At 43.6% G+C, this 17,707-nt stretch carries 16 protein-coding genes, 1 tRNA gene and 1 pseudogene; 6 read left to right on the forward strand and 12 right to left on the reverse strand.

Annotated features, from left to right (window positions below):
* Positions 1 to 53 precede the first annotated feature (53 nt).
* From NSQ09_RS02095 to NSQ09_RS02105, 3 genes are all read left to right on the forward strand, one after another.
* The gene (locus NSQ09_RS02095; RefSeq protein WP_003228226.1) at positions 54 to 638 is read left to right on the forward strand and encodes a TetR family transcriptional regulator; all 585 of its coding nucleotides are present in this window, start codon (positions 54 to 56) and stop codon (positions 636 to 638) included.
* A gap of 82 nt (positions 639 to 720) precedes the next feature.
* Positions 721 to 1,056 (forward strand): SMR family transporter, encoded by a 336-nt coding sequence (locus tag NSQ09_RS02100; RefSeq protein ID WP_014480966.1) that lies wholly within the window; start codon positions 721 to 723, stop codon positions 1,054 to 1,056.
* Positions 1,056 to 1,376 carry a QacE family quaternary ammonium compound efflux SMR transporter gene (locus NSQ09_RS02105; RefSeq protein ID WP_003228222.1) on the forward strand — a complete coding sequence of 107 codons (321 nt, stop codon included), beginning with the start codon at positions 1,056 to 1,058 and terminating at the stop codon, positions 1,374 to 1,376. Before NSQ09_RS02100 ends, NSQ09_RS02105 begins: the two co-directional genes overlap by 1 nt.
* A gap of 35 nt (positions 1,377 to 1,411) precedes the next feature.
* On the opposite strand, the pseudogene NSQ09_RS02110 reads toward NSQ09_RS02105, so the two are convergent.
* Both NSQ09_RS02110 and NSQ09_RS02115 read right to left on the reverse strand, forming a co-directional pair.
* Positions 1,412 to 1,920: pseudogene (locus NSQ09_RS02110) on the reverse strand (DUF3231 family protein).
* Positions 1,921 to 2,078: 158 nt separating this feature from the next.
* Positions 2,079 to 2,154, reverse strand: a tRNA-Arg gene (locus NSQ09_RS02115).
* A 269-nt stretch (positions 2,155 to 2,423) separates the two neighbouring features.
* On the opposite strand from NSQ09_RS02115, the gene clpP reads away from it, so the two are divergent.
* A complete protein-coding gene (gene clpP / locus NSQ09_RS02120) occupies positions 2,424 to 3,017 on the forward strand; it encodes an ATP-dependent Clp endopeptidase proteolytic subunit ClpP (protein WP_003228214.1) in 594 nt (197 codons plus the stop codon).
* 62 nt (positions 3,018 to 3,079) lie between these two features.
* On the opposite strand, the gene pgmB is transcribed toward clpP, so the two are convergent.
* The 10 genes from pgmB to NSQ09_RS02170 form a co-directional block, all read right to left on the reverse strand.
* Positions 3,080 to 3,754, reverse strand: a complete 675-nt coding sequence (gene pgmB, locus NSQ09_RS02125; RefSeq protein WP_017695258.1) for a beta-phosphoglucomutase — start codon at positions 3,752 to 3,754, stop codon at positions 3,080 to 3,082.
* Positions 3,751 to 5,436 (reverse strand): oligo-1,6-glucosidase, encoded by a 1,686-nt coding sequence (gene malL / locus NSQ09_RS02130; protein ID WP_041055123.1) that lies wholly within the window; start codon positions 5,434 to 5,436, stop codon positions 3,751 to 3,753. Before malL ends, pgmB begins: the two co-directional genes overlap by 4 nt.
* The gene (mdxK, locus tag NSQ09_RS02135; RefSeq protein ID WP_213382063.1) at positions 5,429 to 7,702 is read right to left on the reverse strand and encodes a glycoside hydrolase family 65 protein; all 2,274 of its coding nucleotides are present in this window, start codon (positions 7,700 to 7,702) and stop codon (positions 5,429 to 5,431) included. The genes malL and mdxK overlap by 8 nt, the downstream gene beginning before the upstream one ends.
* Entirely contained in the window at positions 7,680 to 8,564 is an 885-nt protein-coding gene (locus NSQ09_RS02140; protein ID WP_341030503.1) for a DUF1189 domain-containing protein, read from the reverse strand. Before NSQ09_RS02140 ends, mdxK begins: the two co-directional genes overlap by 23 nt.
* Positions 8,565 to 8,569: 5 nt before the next feature.
* The gene (gene mdxG, locus NSQ09_RS02145) at positions 8,570 to 9,406 is read right to left on the reverse strand and encodes a maltodextrin ABC transporter permease MdxG (protein WP_015251161.1); all 837 of its coding nucleotides are present in this window, start codon (positions 9,404 to 9,406) and stop codon (positions 8,570 to 8,572) included.
* Positions 9,407 to 10,714 carry a maltodextrin ABC transporter permease MdxF gene (gene mdxF / locus NSQ09_RS02150; RefSeq protein WP_014478063.1) on the reverse strand — a complete coding sequence of 436 codons (1,308 nt, stop codon included), beginning with the start codon at positions 10,712 to 10,714 and terminating at the stop codon, positions 9,407 to 9,409.
* 40 nt (positions 10,715 to 10,754) lie between these two features.
* Positions 10,755 to 12,008: a maltodextrin ABC transporter substrate-binding protein MdxE gene (gene mdxE, locus NSQ09_RS02155; RefSeq protein WP_017695263.1), complete on the reverse strand. Its 1,254-nt coding sequence runs from the start codon at positions 12,006 to 12,008 to the stop codon at positions 10,755 to 10,757.
* Between the two features lie 95 nt (positions 12,009 to 12,103).
* Positions 12,104 to 13,873 carry a maltogenic alpha-amylase gene (gene mdxD / locus NSQ09_RS02160; protein ID WP_129137955.1) on the reverse strand — a complete coding sequence of 590 codons (1,770 nt, stop codon included), beginning with the start codon at positions 13,871 to 13,873 and terminating at the stop codon, positions 12,104 to 12,106.
* Between the two features lie 112 nt (positions 13,874 to 13,985).
* On the reverse strand, positions 13,986 to 14,936 hold the full coding sequence (locus NSQ09_RS02165) for a LacI family DNA-binding transcriptional regulator (protein ID WP_041333265.1): 951 nt from the start codon (positions 14,934 to 14,936) through the stop codon (positions 13,986 to 13,988).
* Between the two features lie 204 nt (positions 14,937 to 15,140).
* Entirely contained in the window at positions 15,141 to 15,716 is a 576-nt protein-coding gene (locus NSQ09_RS02170; RefSeq protein WP_033883475.1) for an LOG family protein, read from the reverse strand.
* Positions 15,717 to 15,832: 116 nt separating this feature from the next.
* Here NSQ09_RS02170 and NSQ09_RS02175 point away from each other — a divergent pair, with 116 nt between their 5' ends.
* Together NSQ09_RS02175 and NSQ09_RS02180 are read left to right on the forward strand one after the other, a co-directional pair.
* On the forward strand, positions 15,833 to 16,153 hold the full coding sequence (locus NSQ09_RS02175) for a MazG nucleotide pyrophosphohydrolase domain-containing protein (protein ID WP_015251156.1): 321 nt from the start codon (positions 15,833 to 15,835) through the stop codon (positions 16,151 to 16,153).
* A gap of 121 nt (positions 16,154 to 16,274) precedes the next feature.
* Positions 16,275 to 17,627, forward strand: coding sequence for an IS1182 family transposase (locus NSQ09_RS02180; protein ID WP_014478984.1), 1,353 nt, complete (start codon positions 16,275 to 16,277; stop codon positions 17,625 to 17,627).
* The last annotated feature ends 80 nt before the right edge of the window (positions 17,628 to 17,707 follow it).

Raw genomic sequence — 17,707 nt, forward strand, 5'->3', positions numbered from 1 at the left:
TACATTCACGCGATAAAATGAATGAGAGTCAGTCATTATTGGAGGTGTTCCTCATGCCAAAACAAACATCGGGCAAATATGAAAAAATTCTGCAGGCTGCCATAGAAGTGATTTCTGAAAAAGGCCTCGACAAAGCATCTATTTCTGATATTGTCAAAAAGGCCGGCACTGCCCAAGGAACATTCTATTTGTATTTTTCATCTAAAAATGCCCTCATACCGGCCATTGCAGAAAATCTTCTCACCCATACACTTGATCAAATCAAAGGTAGGCTGCATGGGGACGAGGATTTTTGGACCGTTTTAGATATATTAATTGATGAGACATTTCTCATTACAGAACGCCATAAGGATATTATTGTCCTCTGTTATTCCGGGCTTGCGATCGACCACTCCATGGAAAAATGGGAGACGATCTATCAGCCTTATTATTCCTGGCTTGAACAAATCATCAACAAGGCCATTGCAAACCATGAGGTAACGGAAGGCATCAATTCAAAATGGACGGCCAGAACGATTATCAACTTGGTCGAGAATACTGCAGAACGATTCTATATCGGATTTGAACAAGATGAAAATGTTGAAGTGTATAAAAAAGAAATCTTTACTTTCTTAAAACGGAGCTTAGGTACTGCTTAAAAAATGACTGGGTAACACCGCTCATTTTTTAATGTTCTAAAAATGACTGACGTTCATTCATAAAAATAGAGAGGTGTTTCATTTGAATTGGGTTCTTGTTTTTATTGCAGGGCTTTTAGAAGTTGTTTGGGCCTCTTCCCTCAAACATGCCGATTCGCTTTTGGATTGGATCATCATTTTTATCTTAATCGCGGTCAGCTTTATCCTGTTGATCCGCTCTTATCAAAAAATCCCGATGGCCGCGGCGTACACTGTGTTTGTGGGAATCGGAACCGTCGGAACATATCTGACTGGAATTGTTCTGGGCGAATCCTTCTCAGCAGCCCAAATGTTCTTTTTAGCTTTATTGCTGGCTGGCATTTTAGGAATGAAATTATTTACGAAAGAAAGCAAATCTCAGCCGGGAGGTGAACAATAATGGCATGGTTTTTATTAGTGATTGCCGGCATAGAAGAAATTATAGCTGCCATTGCCATGAAATATATAGACGGAACAAGAAAAAAATGGCCAATCATTGTGATGACTGTTGGATTCGGCTTATCCTTTTACTGCCTGTCCCAAGCGATGATCGTCCTGCCTGCCGGAGTTGCATATGCCGTCTGGACTGGCATTGGAAGCATTGGTGTTTCGGCGGTCGGGCTCATCTGGTTTAAGGAGCGGTTTCAGCTTTCACAGGTGATTTCACTTTGCCTTATCCTAGCTGGCGTCATCGGCCTGCGTCTTACGTCATCTTCATAAAATCAAGGCATATACAGCTGTATATGCCTTTGCCATTAAGCTTCGTGATGTTTTTGAAGATGAAGCGGCGGCGGGATGAGCCAGCCTTTGTTTTTTAGCAGCCTTAAGTATTTTGCGCCTGTTGCCGCTTTCGACATATGAAATTGCCCAAACATCATGGCAATATCCTCACGAATCGATTGCCCCATCATTTTGCTGCATGTCACAAGACCTGCAGCATTTTGTGCTGCCGCGGAGGCCGCCACATCCGGATCGAGAAACCGTGCGCCAGGCGGAATATCGTTAAGATCTGCTGTCGGCGGTTCAGGAGAAGCCGGCGGCAGCGCCACCCCGTTTTCTTTCAGGATCGTGCTGACCTGTTTGATTTCATCTTGGCATTTCTCAATAGACTCACGAAGCAGCTTCTTCAGGTCGTCATCACCGACATGATTCAATAGCATCTGGTAATTGCCGACCATTTTAGTGCCCGCCATCACATCTACAAGCCGAATACCTCACCGTAATGCATCGGTTCATCCTGCGGATTCCCGCTTAAAATACCCATGTTCATCCTCCTCCCATATTCAATATTGCACATTTCATAACGTGCCCAAGCGGAGGAACATTTATGTTTCAGCGAAAAAGATTTATGAAATGAAACAAAACAAAAAAGACAAGAGTGGCAAGTTGCCAAACCCTTGTCTTTCCTGTTGTTCTATTGGACGCGCTCGGAGGGATTCGAACCCCCGACAGACGTGGTACCGGAAACCACCGCTCTATCCAACTGAGCTACGAGCGCATATAGACTGCGTTATGAGAACGTCAGCACAACTAATTATACGATAATTCAATTAAAATAACAACCCTCTATTTCGAGAGGCCGTTTTTTAAATAGACACAGCATCTTAATTGGAAATCTGACATACGATGGTTTGAACCCATGTATTTTTGGGGAAAATGGGGAAAAGAGACGACTTTGCATATCAGGCCAGCTTTTTGTTTGACCTTTATTGACCAAAAATGTATCATGTAACTACATACTTACCTAAAAGGTGAAGGAGGAGCATTATGAATTTAATACCTACAGTCATTGAACAAACGAACCGCGGGGAAAGAGCGTATGACATTTATTCTCGTCTATTAAAGGATCGTATCATCATGCTTGGATCTGCGATTGATGACAACGTTGCGAACTCCATCGTGTCACAGCTTTTATTCTTAGCAGCAGAAGACCCTGAAAAAGAAATTTCTCTTTACATCAACAGCCCGGGCGGCTCTATTACAGCCGGTATGGCGATCTATGATACCATGCAGTTTATTAAGCCGAAGGTATCTACAATTTGTATCGGCATGGCTGCGTCAATGGGCGCGTTCCTGCTTGCAGCCGGCGAAAAAGGCAAACGCTATGCGCTTCCAAACAGTGAAGTCATGATTCACCAGCCACTTGGCGGTGCGCAAGGTCAGGCGACAGAAATTGAAATTGCCGCGAAACGCATTCTCTTGCTTCGCGACAAACTAAACAAAGTCCTTGCTGAACGTACTGGCCAGCCGCTTGAAGTGATCGAACGCGACACAGACCGTGATAACTTCAAGTCTGCTGAAGAAGCGCTTGAATACGGCCTGATTGACAAAATTTTGACTCACACAGAAGACAAAAAGTAATAACACAACCTGCAAGAGCTGCGTCTCTTGCAGGTTTTTTTCATTTCAAGGATTTGACTCCCTTAAACACTTTTTATTCTATACTGCTCCCATTCCTCATGTAACAGCTCAAGCGTCAAATCATTCGTCTGCCTCACAACCAGATCAGCACCAAGCATCGGCTGTCCTTGACCTACACCAACCGCAAACATCCCCGCAGATTTGATTGCAGAAATGCCTGCTTCTGCGTCTTCTATTGCCGCGCAATCAGCAGGGGAAACATCGAGCAGCGCTGCAGCTGTTAAAAAGATGTCAGGATCAGGTTTCCCCTGCGCAAGAGTCGTCGGATCAACAATGGCATCAAAATCATCGATAATTGCCAAACGTCTTAAAATCTTAGGAGCATTGCGACTTGAAGATGCTAACCCGATTTTTATATTTTCGTTTTTCAATTGACATAGGAGCCTGCCAATCCCCGGTAAAAGATCTTCCGGCGTCAATTTGCTGATCAGCGTTTGATAATCATGATTTTTCCGATGCATAAGTTCTTGTTTCTCCGCATTTGTATACTTTGTTTCCGCACCGCCAGAGATCAATATGCTTTCAAGTGACTCTTCTCTGCTGATTCCTTTTAGCCTTTCATTCATGTCTCTGTCAAAGGGGATATTGATTTGTTCTGCGATGTGCTTCCAAGCGAGAAAATGATATTCAGCAGTATCTGTTATCACTCCGTCTAAATCAAAAATGACCGCTTTCATATACTAATGCCCATCACAGCTTCATAAGGTTTGAGGCTAATACTCTTTAAGTCAGCCCGCTCCTGCGGATAGTTTGAAATCAGCACTTTCCAACGCTCATGAATCAGTTCTGGAGGCGCTTCGAACAGAGCCTTTTCTTCCGATAAATTCACAACGACAAGAAGCTTTTCCCCTTGATATTCTCGAAGGTAAGAAAAGACCTGCGGATCATTCTCCTGCAACAGCTGATAATCGCCATATATCATAATCTTATAGTGCTTTCGTAATTGAATGAGCTTCTGATAGTAAAAGAAAATCGAATCTTGATCTTCCAAAGACTCTTTCACATTGATATCTTGATAGCGGGAATTTACCGGTATCCACGGGTCTCCGGCTGTGAATCCCGCATGTTTTCCGGCATCCCACTGCATCGGTGTTCTCGCATGATCCCTTCCTTTTATCATCACGGCTTTGACAAACTCTTTTTCTGACATCGTTTTGTTTTCGACGATTAGTTCACGATATGCATTCTTTATTTCAAGATCATCATACATCTCCAGCGGCATATCGCTGTTGACCATGCCGATTTCTTCTCCCTGGTAAATAAACGGCGTTCCTTTCATGCCGTGCAGAACCGTTGCAAATGCCTTCGCACATTCCTTACGCAGCTTCCCGTCATTGCCCCAGCGGGAAATAACCCTCGGCTGGTCATGGTTCTCAAAATACAGGGTATTCCAGCCGACATTCATTAACCCGGTCTGCCACCTTGTCATCGTCTTTTTTAAAGCAATCAAATCAAACGGCTTGATCTGCCATTTCCCATTTGGCGAGTTTTGTTCAGTATCAATATCCATATGTTCAAATGTAAAGATCATATTCAGCTCTTGCCTGCTTGCATCTGTGTACTTTTTCGCCTCTTCAATATCAGAGCCGTTTGCCTCTCCAACTGTCATGCAGTCATAATGAGAAAGCACTTCCCTGTTCATCTCTTGAATAAACTCATGAAGACGGGGGCCGTTAGAGTGATAACGGCCGACAATATAGCTGCGGCTGTGATCCGTTTCGTAGTCCGGAAAATCGGTGTATTTAGAAATAGAGCCGATCACATCCATCCGCCAGCCGTCAACGCCTCTATCCATCCAGAATCTCATTACATTATAAACTTCCCGGCGAACGGCTTCGTTTTCCCAATTTAAATCAGGCTGTTTTTTCGAAAAGTAGTGCAAATAATACTGCCCTGTTCCTTCATCGTATGTCCACGCTGAGCCTGAAAAGATCGATCCCCAATTATTCGGCTCTGAGCCGTCCGGTTTAGGATCTTTCCAAAAATAATAATCCCGGTAAGGATTGTCCTTCGACTTGCGGCTTTCAGCAAACCAAGCATGCTCATCTGATGTGTGGTTCACGACCAAATCCATGACGATTTTCATTCCGCGTTTATGGACTTCATCAATCAGCTGAAACATATCTTCATTTGTCCCAAACTTTTCATACATGTTTTTGTAATCGCTGATATCATATCCGTTGTCATCCTGCGGGGAATCAAATACCGGGGAGAGCCAGATGACATCCGCCCCGAGATTTTTGATGTAATCCAGCTTTTGAATCACACCTTGCAAATCCCCGAATCCATCTCCATTGGCATCATAAAAACTGCGCGGGTAAATTTGATAAACGACAGCTTCTTTCCACCATTCACTCATTAGGCGTTCTCCTTTCACATCGTCCCTGTAGGACAACTGGTTCCTCATAAACGTTCATGTGCAGCGGCTCGCCTTTTACAAGCTCAAAAATAACGCGCTTTTCGTCAACCGTCACATTGATTAATCGGTTTCGATAATTGATGTTGAATGAATATTCGTCCCATTCTTTCGGCAAAAACGGAGCAAATGACAGCGTCTCATTCGCGGTGCGCATGCCTGCAAAGCCATGAACGATTGTCAGCCAGCTACCCGTCATTGAAGTAATATGCAAGCCTTCTTCCGTATCATGATTGTAATTATCAAGATCAAGCCTTGCTGTGCGCTTATATAATTCGAGCGCTTTCTTTTCCAGCTTGAGTTCGGCTGCGAGAATCGCATGGACAGAGGGCGATAGGCTTGATTCATGGACAGTCATCGGCTCATAAAATTCAAAATTTCGCCGTTTTTCTTCCATTGTAAAACGGTCATTAAAAAGATAAATGCCTTGGAGAACATCTGCCTGCTTAATAAAATTGGAGCGGAGAATCTTGTCCCATGACCAATTCTGATAAAGAGGCCGTTCCGCTGGATCTAATTCGTTAACTGCTTGCAGGTCTTTGTCCAAGAACGTGTCATGCTGAACGAAAATTTGCAGTTCTTCACTAAATGGATAGTACATGTGCTGGATGATTTCTCTCCAGACTTTCAATTCTTCTTCCTGTACATCCAGAAGGCGGCGTTTCTCCGCTGAGATACTTTCGAGATTTTGTAACGTATACTCCAACGTCCAAGCCGCAATGACATTCGTATACCAATTGTTGTTAACGTTGTTTTCGTATTCATTGGGCCCTGTGACGCCATGGATCATATACTTATTTTTTCGTTTCGAGAAGTGAACACGGTCGGCCCAAAATCTGCTGACTGCCACAAGTACGTCTATCCCGTATTCTTCCATATAGTCACGGTCGCCTGTATAATTGATATAATTGTAGATCGCATAACAGATCGCGCCATTGCGGTGAATTTCTTCAAAGGTGATTTCCCATTCGTTGTGGCATTCATCACCGGTGAACGTCACCATCGGATAAAGTGCCCCCTTCATCCCCAATTTTGCGGCGTTTCGTTCGGCAGCCTCCAACTGATGATAGCGATACAAAAGCAGGTTTTTCGTCACCTCCGGCTCGGCTGTCGCCAAATACATCGGAACGGCGTACGCCTCAGTATCCCAATATGCGGCACCTCCATATTTCTCGCCAGTAAATCCTTTCGGCCCGATATTCAAACGGGCATCGCCCCCGTAATATGTCGAGAATAACTGAAAGATATTGTAGCGGATTCCTTGTTGTAGCTCCTCATCTCCTTTAATCTCAATGTCCGCTTTTGCCCATCTTTCCTTCCATCGATCAGTGTGCCTCCGTTTTGCTTTTTCATAGCCGTTCTCAACCACATCCGCCAAAAGCTCCTTGGCTTTCGTTAAAAGCTCTTCCTCCCGAAAATCACGGGAAGTCGTGACAATCACAAACTTTTTCAATGATGCCTTCGTTTGATAACTGTAGCGATTCTCGACATACATTTCAGTCGTTTTAAAGCTTTCATGGACAAAGCTCTCCGTCTCGTTTGCCATTGCGGCTAAAACCGTGAAGCGCGGTGTTCCAAATGGATTTTCGATCGTTTTTGCCGCTAAATGGCCGCTGTGAGAATCAGCACCTTTCGCTTCCTCCTGCCAAAACTGTTCTTGGTAGTTAGAATCTTCATTTGCCACGTTTCCATCCAGGTAAGGAACAAGCGTAATGACAGCATCTCCCGTCAGGCACTCCGCTTCATAATGAATCGCACAGAGTTCTTTTACAGCAAGGCTAAGAAACCGCTCTGACCTGATTCTGACGGATTTACCCTGAATGCGGACAACAGCGCTTCGCCGCAGAATCCCCTCTTTCATATTGAGTTCTACCTCAAATGATTCGATTGGGTTTTGATGGAGATCGATTTTTTCACCGTCAACATATAAGCCTATGCCCATAAAGTTCATCGCATTGATCACTTTTCCGAAATATTCTGGATACCCGTTTTTCCACCAGCCTACTCGCGTTTTGTCGGGGAACCACACACCTGCAATATATGTGCCTTGGTGACTGTCACCTGAATAGCCTTCTTCAAAATTCCCTCTGACCCCCATATAGCCATTGGCAAGAGACGTCAGGCTTTCCAGCAGACGTGTATGCTCCTTATTAAATGTATTTGTTTTGATTTTCCATTCATCAACCTCAAATAACCGCTGATTTATCATCATTTCCTCCCGAATGTAAGTTTCCATTATCACGGCGGGTTTTGGTTAAATATCTAAATGCAAAAGAGATCATCAAAGTAACGCCACACGAATGGATCATCAATACAGTAATCAAATCAAAATGAACCATGCCGATAGCAGCTGCCGCAAATGCCGGCAGTGCCGAGGCGCAAATCGCCGTAGATACTGCTTCCTTGAATGACGCAATAGAGATCATGTTTGATATTTTTGTGATCCAGAGGCCACCTGCAAGAACAAACGTTAACAAAAGCTGGATCATAAAGATTACCGCATATGCCAGCATCATGATCATCGGCTTATACTGTGCCAACCATAAAGTATCGATCAAAACCTCTACATCATGGGCTTTTGATTTCTCGAGCTTAACGTCCATTTTCGCATAGCCAACAGAAAACCCAGTTTCGTTTTGATCGGTGATCACCAGTTGATCAGGTTGAAATATGATGGCGTTTTCAAATCCAGTTACTTTCAATCGCCCATTTTCACCGCTTGTCTCATATTCATGCTTCATATCAACTGCCATCACATTCTGCCCATCTTCAATCCTCTCAGAGCTCTTCCCGCCTGTTAGTTTTCCGTTCCTGATTTGAAAACCCTGCAATTGATCAGCAAATTGATCATTAACCCCTTGAATCGCTGACGGCATAAAAGATGCAACGCTGAAGCGATCCATTTTCACAAACGAAACCGCTAACGGCGCCATTAAGCAGGCCGTTAAAAACATAAAGAGAAAAGAGAGCTGCAGCCAGCTGAAGGTATTCCCATAGCGGCAAACTCCTGATGGAGATGCAGCCGCCTTCAGGCAGCGGATGATAAAGCTTTTATTCTCCAGATTCTTCATTGGCATTACCCCTTTGTTCCGCCGGCTGTCAAACCGGACACAAAGTTCTTTTGGAGAAAAAAGAATAAGACGCATATCGGCAGTGCAGCTAGAATGGCACCAGCTGCAAATAGAGCTACTTTTTGCTGCTGCGGATTAGAAATAAAGGATTGTAATCCTACAGCGATGGTCAGCCTTTCCGGTGAGCGAAGCAAAAACTTTGCCAGCAAATAATCGCCAAACGGTGCCATAAATGCCCAAAGCGCTTGCACCGCGAGCATTGGCTTAACAAGCGGCAGAACAATTGAAGCGAAAATCCTCAGATGTCCCGCTCCGTCAATTCGCGCGGCTTCATCAATTTCTCTCGGCACAGTATCAAAATAACCTTTCATCAGCCACGTGTTCATCGGAATTCCGCCGCCGATATAGATCGCTGTTAAAAACCAGTATTGATCGAGTGCGCCTATCAGCATCGCCAAGACATAAAAAGCAGTCAGCGCCGCCATTGTCGGCACCATTTGAATGATTAAAAAGAATATCAGGCTCTTTTTTCTGCCTGCAAACCGATAGCGGCTGTACGAGTACCCGGCAAGTGTCACGATTGTAACCTGCAAAACCATGACCGATAGCGCGATGACAAGTGTATTGCTGTACCAATTGAGATAAAGCGTTTCGTCAAATAGCCGCTTAAAATGATCCAACGTCCAAGAACCCGAAAAATCGAGCTGAAAAGCCGCCGAATTTCCCACACGGAAGGCTGATGATGCCGTAATCAGCAACGGATATATAATGACGATACTTAAAAGCGTCAAAAATAAATACGTACAGATTTTATTAAGCATTCTGGCAGTGCTCGCGTTCACCTACATAACCTCCTCATTGCCAAAAGCATTCGATTTTTTGAAAGCAATCAGTGAAATTCCAATGACAATGAAAGAAATTAACAGTGTCACAGCCGCCGCAACGGAATATTGGGGTGATGTGCCTGTTGTCAGTTTATAAATCCACGAAATTAAGATATCGGTCGATCCGGCCCCGGCTCCCGCACTGCCTGGCCCTCCCTCATTAAATAAATAGATGATCGAGAAATTATTGAAATTAAACGTATACTGAGTAATCATCACGGGTGCTGTGGCAAATAAAATCATCGGGAATGTAATATGCCGAAAACGCTGAATAAAAGTGGCCCCGTCAATCTTTGCCGCTTCATACAGTTCACCTGGAATCGCCTGAAGCACTCCCGTTACCATGACATATATATATGGAAAGCCGAGCCACGTCTGAATCATAATGAGGGCTGTCTTTGTCCAGAAAGGATCAGTCTTCCACGCGATCGCAGGCAGCTCAACAAACGGCAGGTGATTGAATAGTGGAATCACCTGTGCATTCACCGCTCCTATGCTGTCGTTAAACATGTTGGAAAAACTCATGATTGTAATAAACGCCGGAACAGCCCATGGAAATAAGAAAATCATTCGAAATATCCGCTTGCCTTTTATAAAATCCTGATTGACGAAAAGGGCCGTCACAATACCTAAAATGATTTGCAGCGTTGTTGCACAGATTGTCCAGATAACCGTCCAGCCCAGTACATTCACAAATGTTTCACGATAGGAGCCAAGGAAAAAAATATTTAAGAAATTTTTAAACCCGACCCAGTCAATCAGACGATTAGGCGGAATATGATAAAAATCATAGTTTGTTAATGCAACAAACAGAGTCACCAAAACCGGAAAAATAATCACAAACACCATCATGATATATGCCGGAAGTGTAAATAGATATGGAAACCCTTTATCGCCCGCATGACAGATCATATCCTTGGCTGTTGTATTGACTTCCAAACCCGCCGCTTTCATAGCGGCGGTCTTACGCGAATCATGGATATTAAAGATATAGAACATGAGGAAAATCACCGTCACGATCAATTGCAGCGTGCCTTCAATCAGCATAAACAGCGAGTGATCTTCACCGGGAACACTTCCCAATGTCATCAATCCGGTTAGCGCCTGTATACCGAAAACGCATAATTCAAAAGCAAACAAGCCTGTGATGGCAAGAAATAAGAGCCCCTTTGACAATTGCTGATTCGCAATCTGCCCAAGTCCTGGAATGATCGATAAAAGCCCTGCCTTTCGTTTTTGCTTTGCAAGTGTGTGATGTTTATTCATTTTTTCCGCCCTCTATTCTTCCGGACGCTATCCCGCCGTTTTATTTCACATACTTTTCTTTAATATTTTCCTTTATGACGTTTACAGCATCATTCGCTGATGTTTGTGTCGATTTTTTTCCTGAAGCTGCATCAAAAATTAAACTTTCCGCTCCTGTCCATACTTCAGCCATTTCCGGAATATTTGGAGTCGGCGTTGCTGTTTCATATTGTTTAATTACAGCTGACGTCAGTTCATTCTTTTGCTCATCGGCTTTCTTCCTTGCAGCCGTGTTGGCCGGAACTTCGTTTGTATCCTCATAAAAAGCGTAAGCATTGGCATCATTTGCAGCATACTCAAGCCATTTTTCAGCCAGCTCGGGCTCTTTTGTATATTTCGAGGCAACCCAGCCCTTCCCGCCGGCAAAAGGGGCGTATTCTTCTCCATTTGGCAATGTCGGAATGGGAGCCGCTCCGTAGTTCAATTTAGCCTCTTTATAGTTGGCAGCTGACCAAGGACCGCCAATGATCGCAGCCGCTTTGCCTTCTAAAAACATCTGCTGAATAAAGTCGTCTGCGCTTGAATTGTCTTGCATTCCTTTCGGCCAATAGGTTTTAAACCATTTCTCCGCATATTTCACGGCTTCCACAGCACCTTTGTTATTCAGGCCGATGTCCCCGGAATCTGTGCCGTTTTTTCCAAACACATATCCGCCGTATCCAGCCAATAAGCCGTACGACATATAAAAGTCAGTCCATTTTGCTAAAAATCCGGTTGATTTTCCTTTTTCCGAAGCAAACGCGAATCGAGGATCTTCCGTTAACTTTTCAAGGTCTTTAAATGTTTTTGGCGCTGTTTTTAAAAGATCTTTGTTGTAATACAAAATAAGTGTCTCAATGACTAGCGGCATTCCGTACACTTTGCCGTCAACTGTCACCTGCTGCATTTCTTTATCACCAAAGCTTTTTGTATGAGATGGCTTAATGTCAAGCAAATGTCCTTGCTGTCCCAAACCGCCGATCCGGTCATATGCAGCCAGCATAACATCAGGCGCATTACCCGCCGGGCCATCAAGAGGAAGCGCCTCCAACTGTTCGAACATTTGCTTTTCAACAATTTTTACTGTGACGTCATTCTCTTTTTCAAACTTTGTTTTTATGCTTTCAATGTATTCTTTATACGTTTCTTCGACAGACACAGTCAGCACCTTTTTGCCATCAGCGCTTGCTGGATTTTTTGAACTTGAGCAGGCGGCAAGGCCGATTGCCAGAAATGATGCCGCCAATATGGCGAACCCCTTTTTTAAAAGAACCATCTCTTTTCCCCCTTCTATTTACGAAACTATAACAATTGTATTGTCCTATAGAAAGCGGTTACAACAACTTTCGATTTGTTACCGATAACAGAATGTTATACAGGGGCAGCAGCACTCAAAATCAAAAATTCTCCCGGCTGAACGGCAATGACATCGTGATGATGAAGCGGCTGCTCTGTCCATGCATCACAGATTTTCTTATTCCTATCAATATTCAACTCTCGTAAACTGACGTGTTGAACCGCATTCCCTTGATTAAAGAAATAAATCAGTATTTTTTCATCAAGAGTCCGCGAAAAGCTAATAAAATCATTTTTGTCGTCCAGCAGATTCCACTCAAGATGTCCTTCAGTCAATAAAGTGTTTTCCTGCTTGCGTAAAGCAATTAACCGTTTCATAAATTGCAGCATGTCTTGGTTTTGCTTCTCTTTTTCCCAAACCATACATTTCCGGCATAATGGATCATTTTCGCCGTCCAGCCCGATTTCCGTCCCGTAATAGATGCATGGTGAGCCTGTCTGGGCAAACATAAAGGCCAGCAATGCGCGTGCTTTCTTCTCATCATTGCGGCATCTGGTCAAAAGGCGCTTTGTATCATGGCTATCCAGTAAATTAAACATCACCTCATTGGCCTGCTTCATTCCATTCATCAAATGTGCATTGACACGGTAGGCCATACGTGAGGCTGAGATCGTCCGGTCAGCAAAATATTCAATCATAGGCTCTGTAAAAGGGTAGTTCATCGCCGCATGAAATTCATCCCCTCTAAGCCAGGGTTCGGCAGAATGCCAGATCTCACCTAAAATATAAACATCGGGCTTTTCCGCTGATACAGCCTGCCTGAATGTCTTCCAAAAAACGTGATCCACTTCATTTGCGACATCCAAACGCCAGCCGTCAATGCCAAATTCACGAATCCAGTACAAAGCAATATCAAGCAAATATTTTTGAACCTCGGGATTAGCCGTGTTTAGCTTCGGCATATCAGCTGTAAAAGCAAATCTGTCATAATTGTCGTCTGTGACGGGAAAAGAGTGAATATGGAACCAGTCCTTATAGCGGGATTGATCTCCGTTTTTGACGACATCCTGCCATTGCGGAGACGCGCTTCCTATATGGTTAAAAACCGCATCAAGCATAATTCTCATCCCCCGCTGATGCAGCTGGCTGACCAATGTACGAAAAAGCTCAGGATCCCCGAAATGCGGATCAATAGAAAAGTAATCCAGCGTGTCGTATTTATGATTAGAAGGCGCGGAAAAGATCGGCGTCAGATAAATGCCGTTCACCCCTAAATCCTCTAAATAATCAAGCTTGTCAACAATTCCTTGTAAATCCCCTCCAAAAAAATCATTGACGTCCGGGTCCTTGCTCCCCCACGGCAATGCATTCTTCGGTGACAAGTCTTCTCTTCCATTTGCAAAACGCTCCGGAAAAATTTGATACCAAACCGTTGACTTGACCCATTCAGGCGCTTGAAATGTATCAGCCTCGTGAACAAACGGAAATTTAAAGTAATAATGAATCGTTTCCAGTGTTTTTTCGTTATAAGGGCATACACCCGAACTTCCGAAAAAGATGTCTTCATGATCGTCTGTTACAACAAACGCATATTGTAAACGCCTAAATGGCGGCACCACTTCAGCAAACCAATAGTCATGCATTTCTGTAGCAGCAATTTTTCTCATCGGCTGCTCGTTTGCCGACCATTTGCCGTCGTTGTACTCATAGGGATCACCCCAAATGAATCGAATGTGATCTGCATCACCTTTTTTCGTCCGAATCTTGATATGCACAGTCCGCCCATCATAAGAATAAGCATCTGTGCTGAATGGCTGGTGGTGAATCGCTGCATATTCCATCATGTTTCCCCCTTTGATTTCCGTTTTATTGAAGCCGGCTCATAGTTTGAAAGTATCATGATGAAATTGCGGGAACAATCCTTTTCACCCTGTTACCGATAACAGAATAAGGCGCTTACAGCGTTGATTCTCGTACAATTAACTCTGGTTCAAAAAATAGACTTCCTTGTGCAGCACCGTCTTCATTCATTTTTTTCAGCAACATTTTCGCACAGGCTTCCCCCATTTCAACAACAGGCTGTCTGACCGTAGTCAAGCGCGGCGAGGAGATGCGATCAAGAAACACACCGTCATTCCCGGTAACCGCAACGTCTTCTGGAATTCTCTTTCCAAGGGATTGCGCCGCACGAATGACGCCGAGCGCGATTCGATCAGATGCGCAGACAAATGCGGCTTGATTGTCCATGGATTTCAGCAGTTCTCTTGCAAGGCCTTCACTTTTCTTAGAACTGTTGTCGATCCGAAACATATTTGATTTTTTAAAGCTTTTATTCATCGCCCGTATATACCCCTGTTCTCTTGCACGTTCGAAAGGCTCATCTAAATCAATGCCAAAAAAGACAACTTCCCGCTCCCCAAGCCCCATAACATGGCGGGTTGCCATAAAAGTGCCTTTCTCGTTATTCACATCGATAAAGTCATAGCCCATTTCATTTTGCCCAAATACGACGAGCGGCTTCTCAAACGCTTTTATTACACCTTCAAAATCGTTCTTTCTCAAGCCGGTGGCAATAATGCCGTCACATTGGCCAATATTAAGAGAATTTCTTGTTACAAGCTGGAGAGCATAGTGATTGCGATCCAGCTCCCTGCTGATTCCTGTCAGCAGGTTCATGTAATATGGTTCTGTCGTATCCATTTCCTCAAGTATCAATAGTTTCACAACCTGTGTTCTGTTTTGCACGAGCGCTCTCGCCGCATAATTAGGGATGTAATTCAGCTCTTTCATCGCAGAATGAACAAGCTTTTTCAATTCCTCCGTCACCGTCTCAGGGTGATTGATCACTCGTGATACCGTCATTTTCGAAACATTTGCTTTTTTCGCCACATCTGACAATGTTGCCATTTTCATCCCCTCCTTATCTGTGCTTATTATCCAAACTAGTGATAAAGTCCTCTATTACTGCTAAATATACGATGCAGGCAAAAGAGAAATAAAAAAGAGATTTCCTTAAGGAAACCTCACTTTGTTAAAAACACTCGATTTTTCATGAATTCATACGCTAGGTTGCTGACTCATTCTCTCCACTTCCATGAGAAAGTCTCTTTTTTAAATTTCTGTCCACTTTTTTTCTAAAATCGGATAAGAATAAGTTTGCATTTGCTCAATTAACTCATCCGGCCGTGACGAGCTGTGAATCAGTTTTAGGTGCGATTCGTTAGAAAACCCTTCTTGAATGCTGTATTTCACCATTTTCATCATTGGTTCAAAATATCCGTTTACATTATACAGTCCGATTGGCTTTTGGTGGATGCCGATCTGTGCCCAGCACAGCACTTCAAATAATTCTTCATATGTACCGAAGCCGCCCGGCATCGAGATAAAGCCGTCCGCCAGCTCGCTCATTTTAGCCTTTCGTTCATGCATCCCGTTTACTTCAATCAGCTCAGTCAGGTTTTGATGGACAACCTCCCCGCTGAACAAACCGCTCGGCATGACCCCGATTGCAGTTCCGCCGTTTTCCATAATCGCGTCGGCAATCGTGCCCATCAAGCCGACGCGGGAGCCTCCATAGACAAGGCCGATTCCCTGCTCAGCCATGTACACGCCAAGCTCTGCCGCTTTTCTTTTATACGCTTCATTTCCCCCAGGGTTTGATCCCGCAAATACACAAATGGTTTTCATCTTGTCATCTCCGCATCTATATATCGTGTTAAACATTCAAAAACACACTATATATTGTCCCATCTTCATGTGATAATATCAATATGAAATACATAAAGAATGCAGGAGTGATGAGGTTGGAGCTGGCTGATGCAGAAAAATGGATGAAAGAGTTTTACGAAAAAAGAGGCTGGACAGAATACGGACCTTTTATTCGCGTCGGCTTTTTAATGGAGGAAGCCGGAGAACTGGCCCGGGCTGTCAGGGCGTATGAAATCGGCAGAGACCGGCCGGATGAGAAAGAATCGTCACGCGCTGAGCAAAAACAAGAATTGATTGAAGAAATGGGAGATGTCATCGGAAATATCGCCATTCTTGCTGATATGTATGGTGTCTCTTTAGAAGACGTCATGAAGGCCCACCAAGAAAAACTGACAAAACGATTTGAGCATGCATAAAAAAGCGGCCGTGATGGCCGCCAGGCTGTCGAGAAAATCTCGTCAGCCTTTATTTTTCCTTAAAATATCCATTCTTCTGTAATAAAATAAAAGAAAGACTTAAAAGGACGGTGTCTTTCTCATGTTCCACACAAGAAACTCTTCTCAAAACACAGCCGAATTTGTTCTGCTTGACCAACTCGTTGAAGAGGATCACCTGCTTCGGAAAATTGATAAACACATAGACTTCTCTTTCATCATTGAAAAGGTGAAACCTTACTACAGTGAAAACAAAGGCCGCCCCTCACTTGATCCGCTTATTTTATTTAAAATGATGTTTATCGGATACCTCTATGGTATCCGTTCAGAAAGACAGCTTGAAAAAGAAATTTACTACAATATGGCGTACAGATGGTTTCTCGGATTGAACATAAACGACCCGGTTCCACACCACTCCACCATCAGCTGGAACAGACGCACACGCTTTAAAGATACAACCATCTTCCAAGACATTTTTGATGAGATCGTTCTTCAGGCCATCAATCATGACATGGTGGGCGGACGAGTCCTATTCACCGACTCCACACACCTTAAAGCCAATGCCAACAAGCATAAATACACAAGAAAAACAATTGCGCAGGATACCCAAAACTATATCAAGGATTTAAATGAAGCCATTCAAGAGGATCGGGAGGAACACGGAAAAAAACCATTAACAGCCAAAGAGGAGGTGAAAGCTGAAAAAGAGATCCGCCACAGTACAACCGATCCGGAAAGTGGCTATCTGTATCGTGAAAACAAACCAGAAGGTTTTTTCTATTTAGATCACCGCACAACAGATATGAAATACAACATTATCACCGATGCCTACGTCACACCTGGAAATGTCCATGATTCTGTGCCTTATCTTGACCGATTAGACCACCAAATCGCACGATTTGGTTTTCAAGTAGAAGCCGTCGCCCTTGATTCCGGATATTTAACGACTCCGATCTGTAAAGGATTATCTGACCGCCAAATCTTTGGTGTCATCGCACATAGACGTTATCACCCTATCCGAGGCTTGTTTCCAAAATGGAAATTTCATTATGACAGTGAACAAGACAGATACATTTGTCCAAATCACCAAACACTTACATACTCAACAACTGACCGAAAAGGCTACCGGTCATATAAATCAAATCCTGAAATATGTTCCTCATGCCCACTGCTTGAAAACTGTACAAAATCAAAGAATCGGCAGAAAGTGATTACTCGACATGTATGGGAAGATCATAAAGAAAAGGTCAGACAAAATCGCTTGTCTGTTTCAGGAAAAAACCTCTACAAAAAAAGAAAAGAAAAAATAGAGCGAAGCTTTGCAGATTCAAAACAGCTGCATGGGCTTCGCTATTGCAGGTTGAGGGGAAAACGAAATGTGAGTGAACAAGTTCTCCTCACAGCCGCATGCCAGAACATGAAGAAGATTGCCACATACCTAGCCAAGCAAGGCTAGGCATGTGGGAGCGCTTTTTCTGCATCTGAAACCTGGTGAATATCTAAAGAAACAGTATAAAACAAAAAAGCTTGTAGAAA

Origin of the sequence: Bacillus sp. FSL W8-1202 (assembly GCF_038006165.1) — a bacterium.
Lineage (GTDB): Bacteria > Bacillota > Bacilli > Bacillales > Bacillaceae > Bacillus > Bacillus subtilis.

Bases quoted from the DNA above. Each gene is read 5' to 3' on its own strand.
- NSQ09_RS02095 (WP_003228226.1), top strand. From the start codon at position 54: ATGCCAAAACAAACATCGGGCAAATATGAAAAAATTCTGCAGGCTGCC.
- NSQ09_RS02105 (WP_003228222.1), top strand. From the start codon at position 1,056: ATGGCATGGTTTTTATTAGTGATTGCCGGCATAGAAGAAATTATAGCT.
- clpP (WP_003228214.1), top strand. From the start codon at position 2,424: ATGAATTTAATACCTACAGTCATTGAACAAACGAACCGCGGGGAAAGA.
- pgmB (WP_017695258.1), bottom strand. From the start codon at position 3,754: ATGAAAGCGGTCATTTTTGATTTAGACGGAGTGATAACAGATACTGCT.
- malL (WP_041055123.1), bottom strand. From the start codon at position 5,436: ATGAGTGAATGGTGGAAAGAAGCTGTCGTTTATCAAATTTACCCGCGC.
- mdxK (WP_213382063.1), bottom strand. From the start codon at position 7,702: ATGATAAATCAGCGGTTATTTGAGGTTGATGAATGGAAAATCAAAACA.
- NSQ09_RS02140 (WP_341030503.1), bottom strand. From the start codon at position 8,564: ATGAAGAATCTGGAGAATAAAAGCTTTATCATCCGCTGCCTGAAGGCG.
- mdxF (WP_014478063.1), bottom strand. From the start codon at position 10,714: ATGAATAAACATCACACACTTGCAAAGCAAAAACGAAAGGCAGGGCTT.
- mdxE (WP_017695263.1), bottom strand. From the start codon at position 12,008: ATGGTTCTTTTAAAAAAGGGGTTCGCCATATTGGCGGCATCATTTCTG.
- mdxD (WP_129137955.1), bottom strand. From the start codon at position 13,873: ATGATGGAATATGCAGCGATTCACCACCAGCCATTCAGCACAGATGCT.
- NSQ09_RS02165 (WP_041333265.1), bottom strand. From the start codon at position 14,936: ATGGCAACATTGTCAGATGTGGCGAAAAAAGCAAATGTTTCGAAAATG.
- NSQ09_RS02170 (WP_033883475.1), bottom strand. From the start codon at position 15,716: ATGAAAACCATTTGTGTATTTGCGGGATCAAACCCTGGGGGAAATGAA.
- NSQ09_RS02180 (WP_014478984.1), top strand. From the start codon at position 16,275: ATGTTCCACACAAGAAACTCTTCTCAAAACACAGCCGAATTTGTTCTG.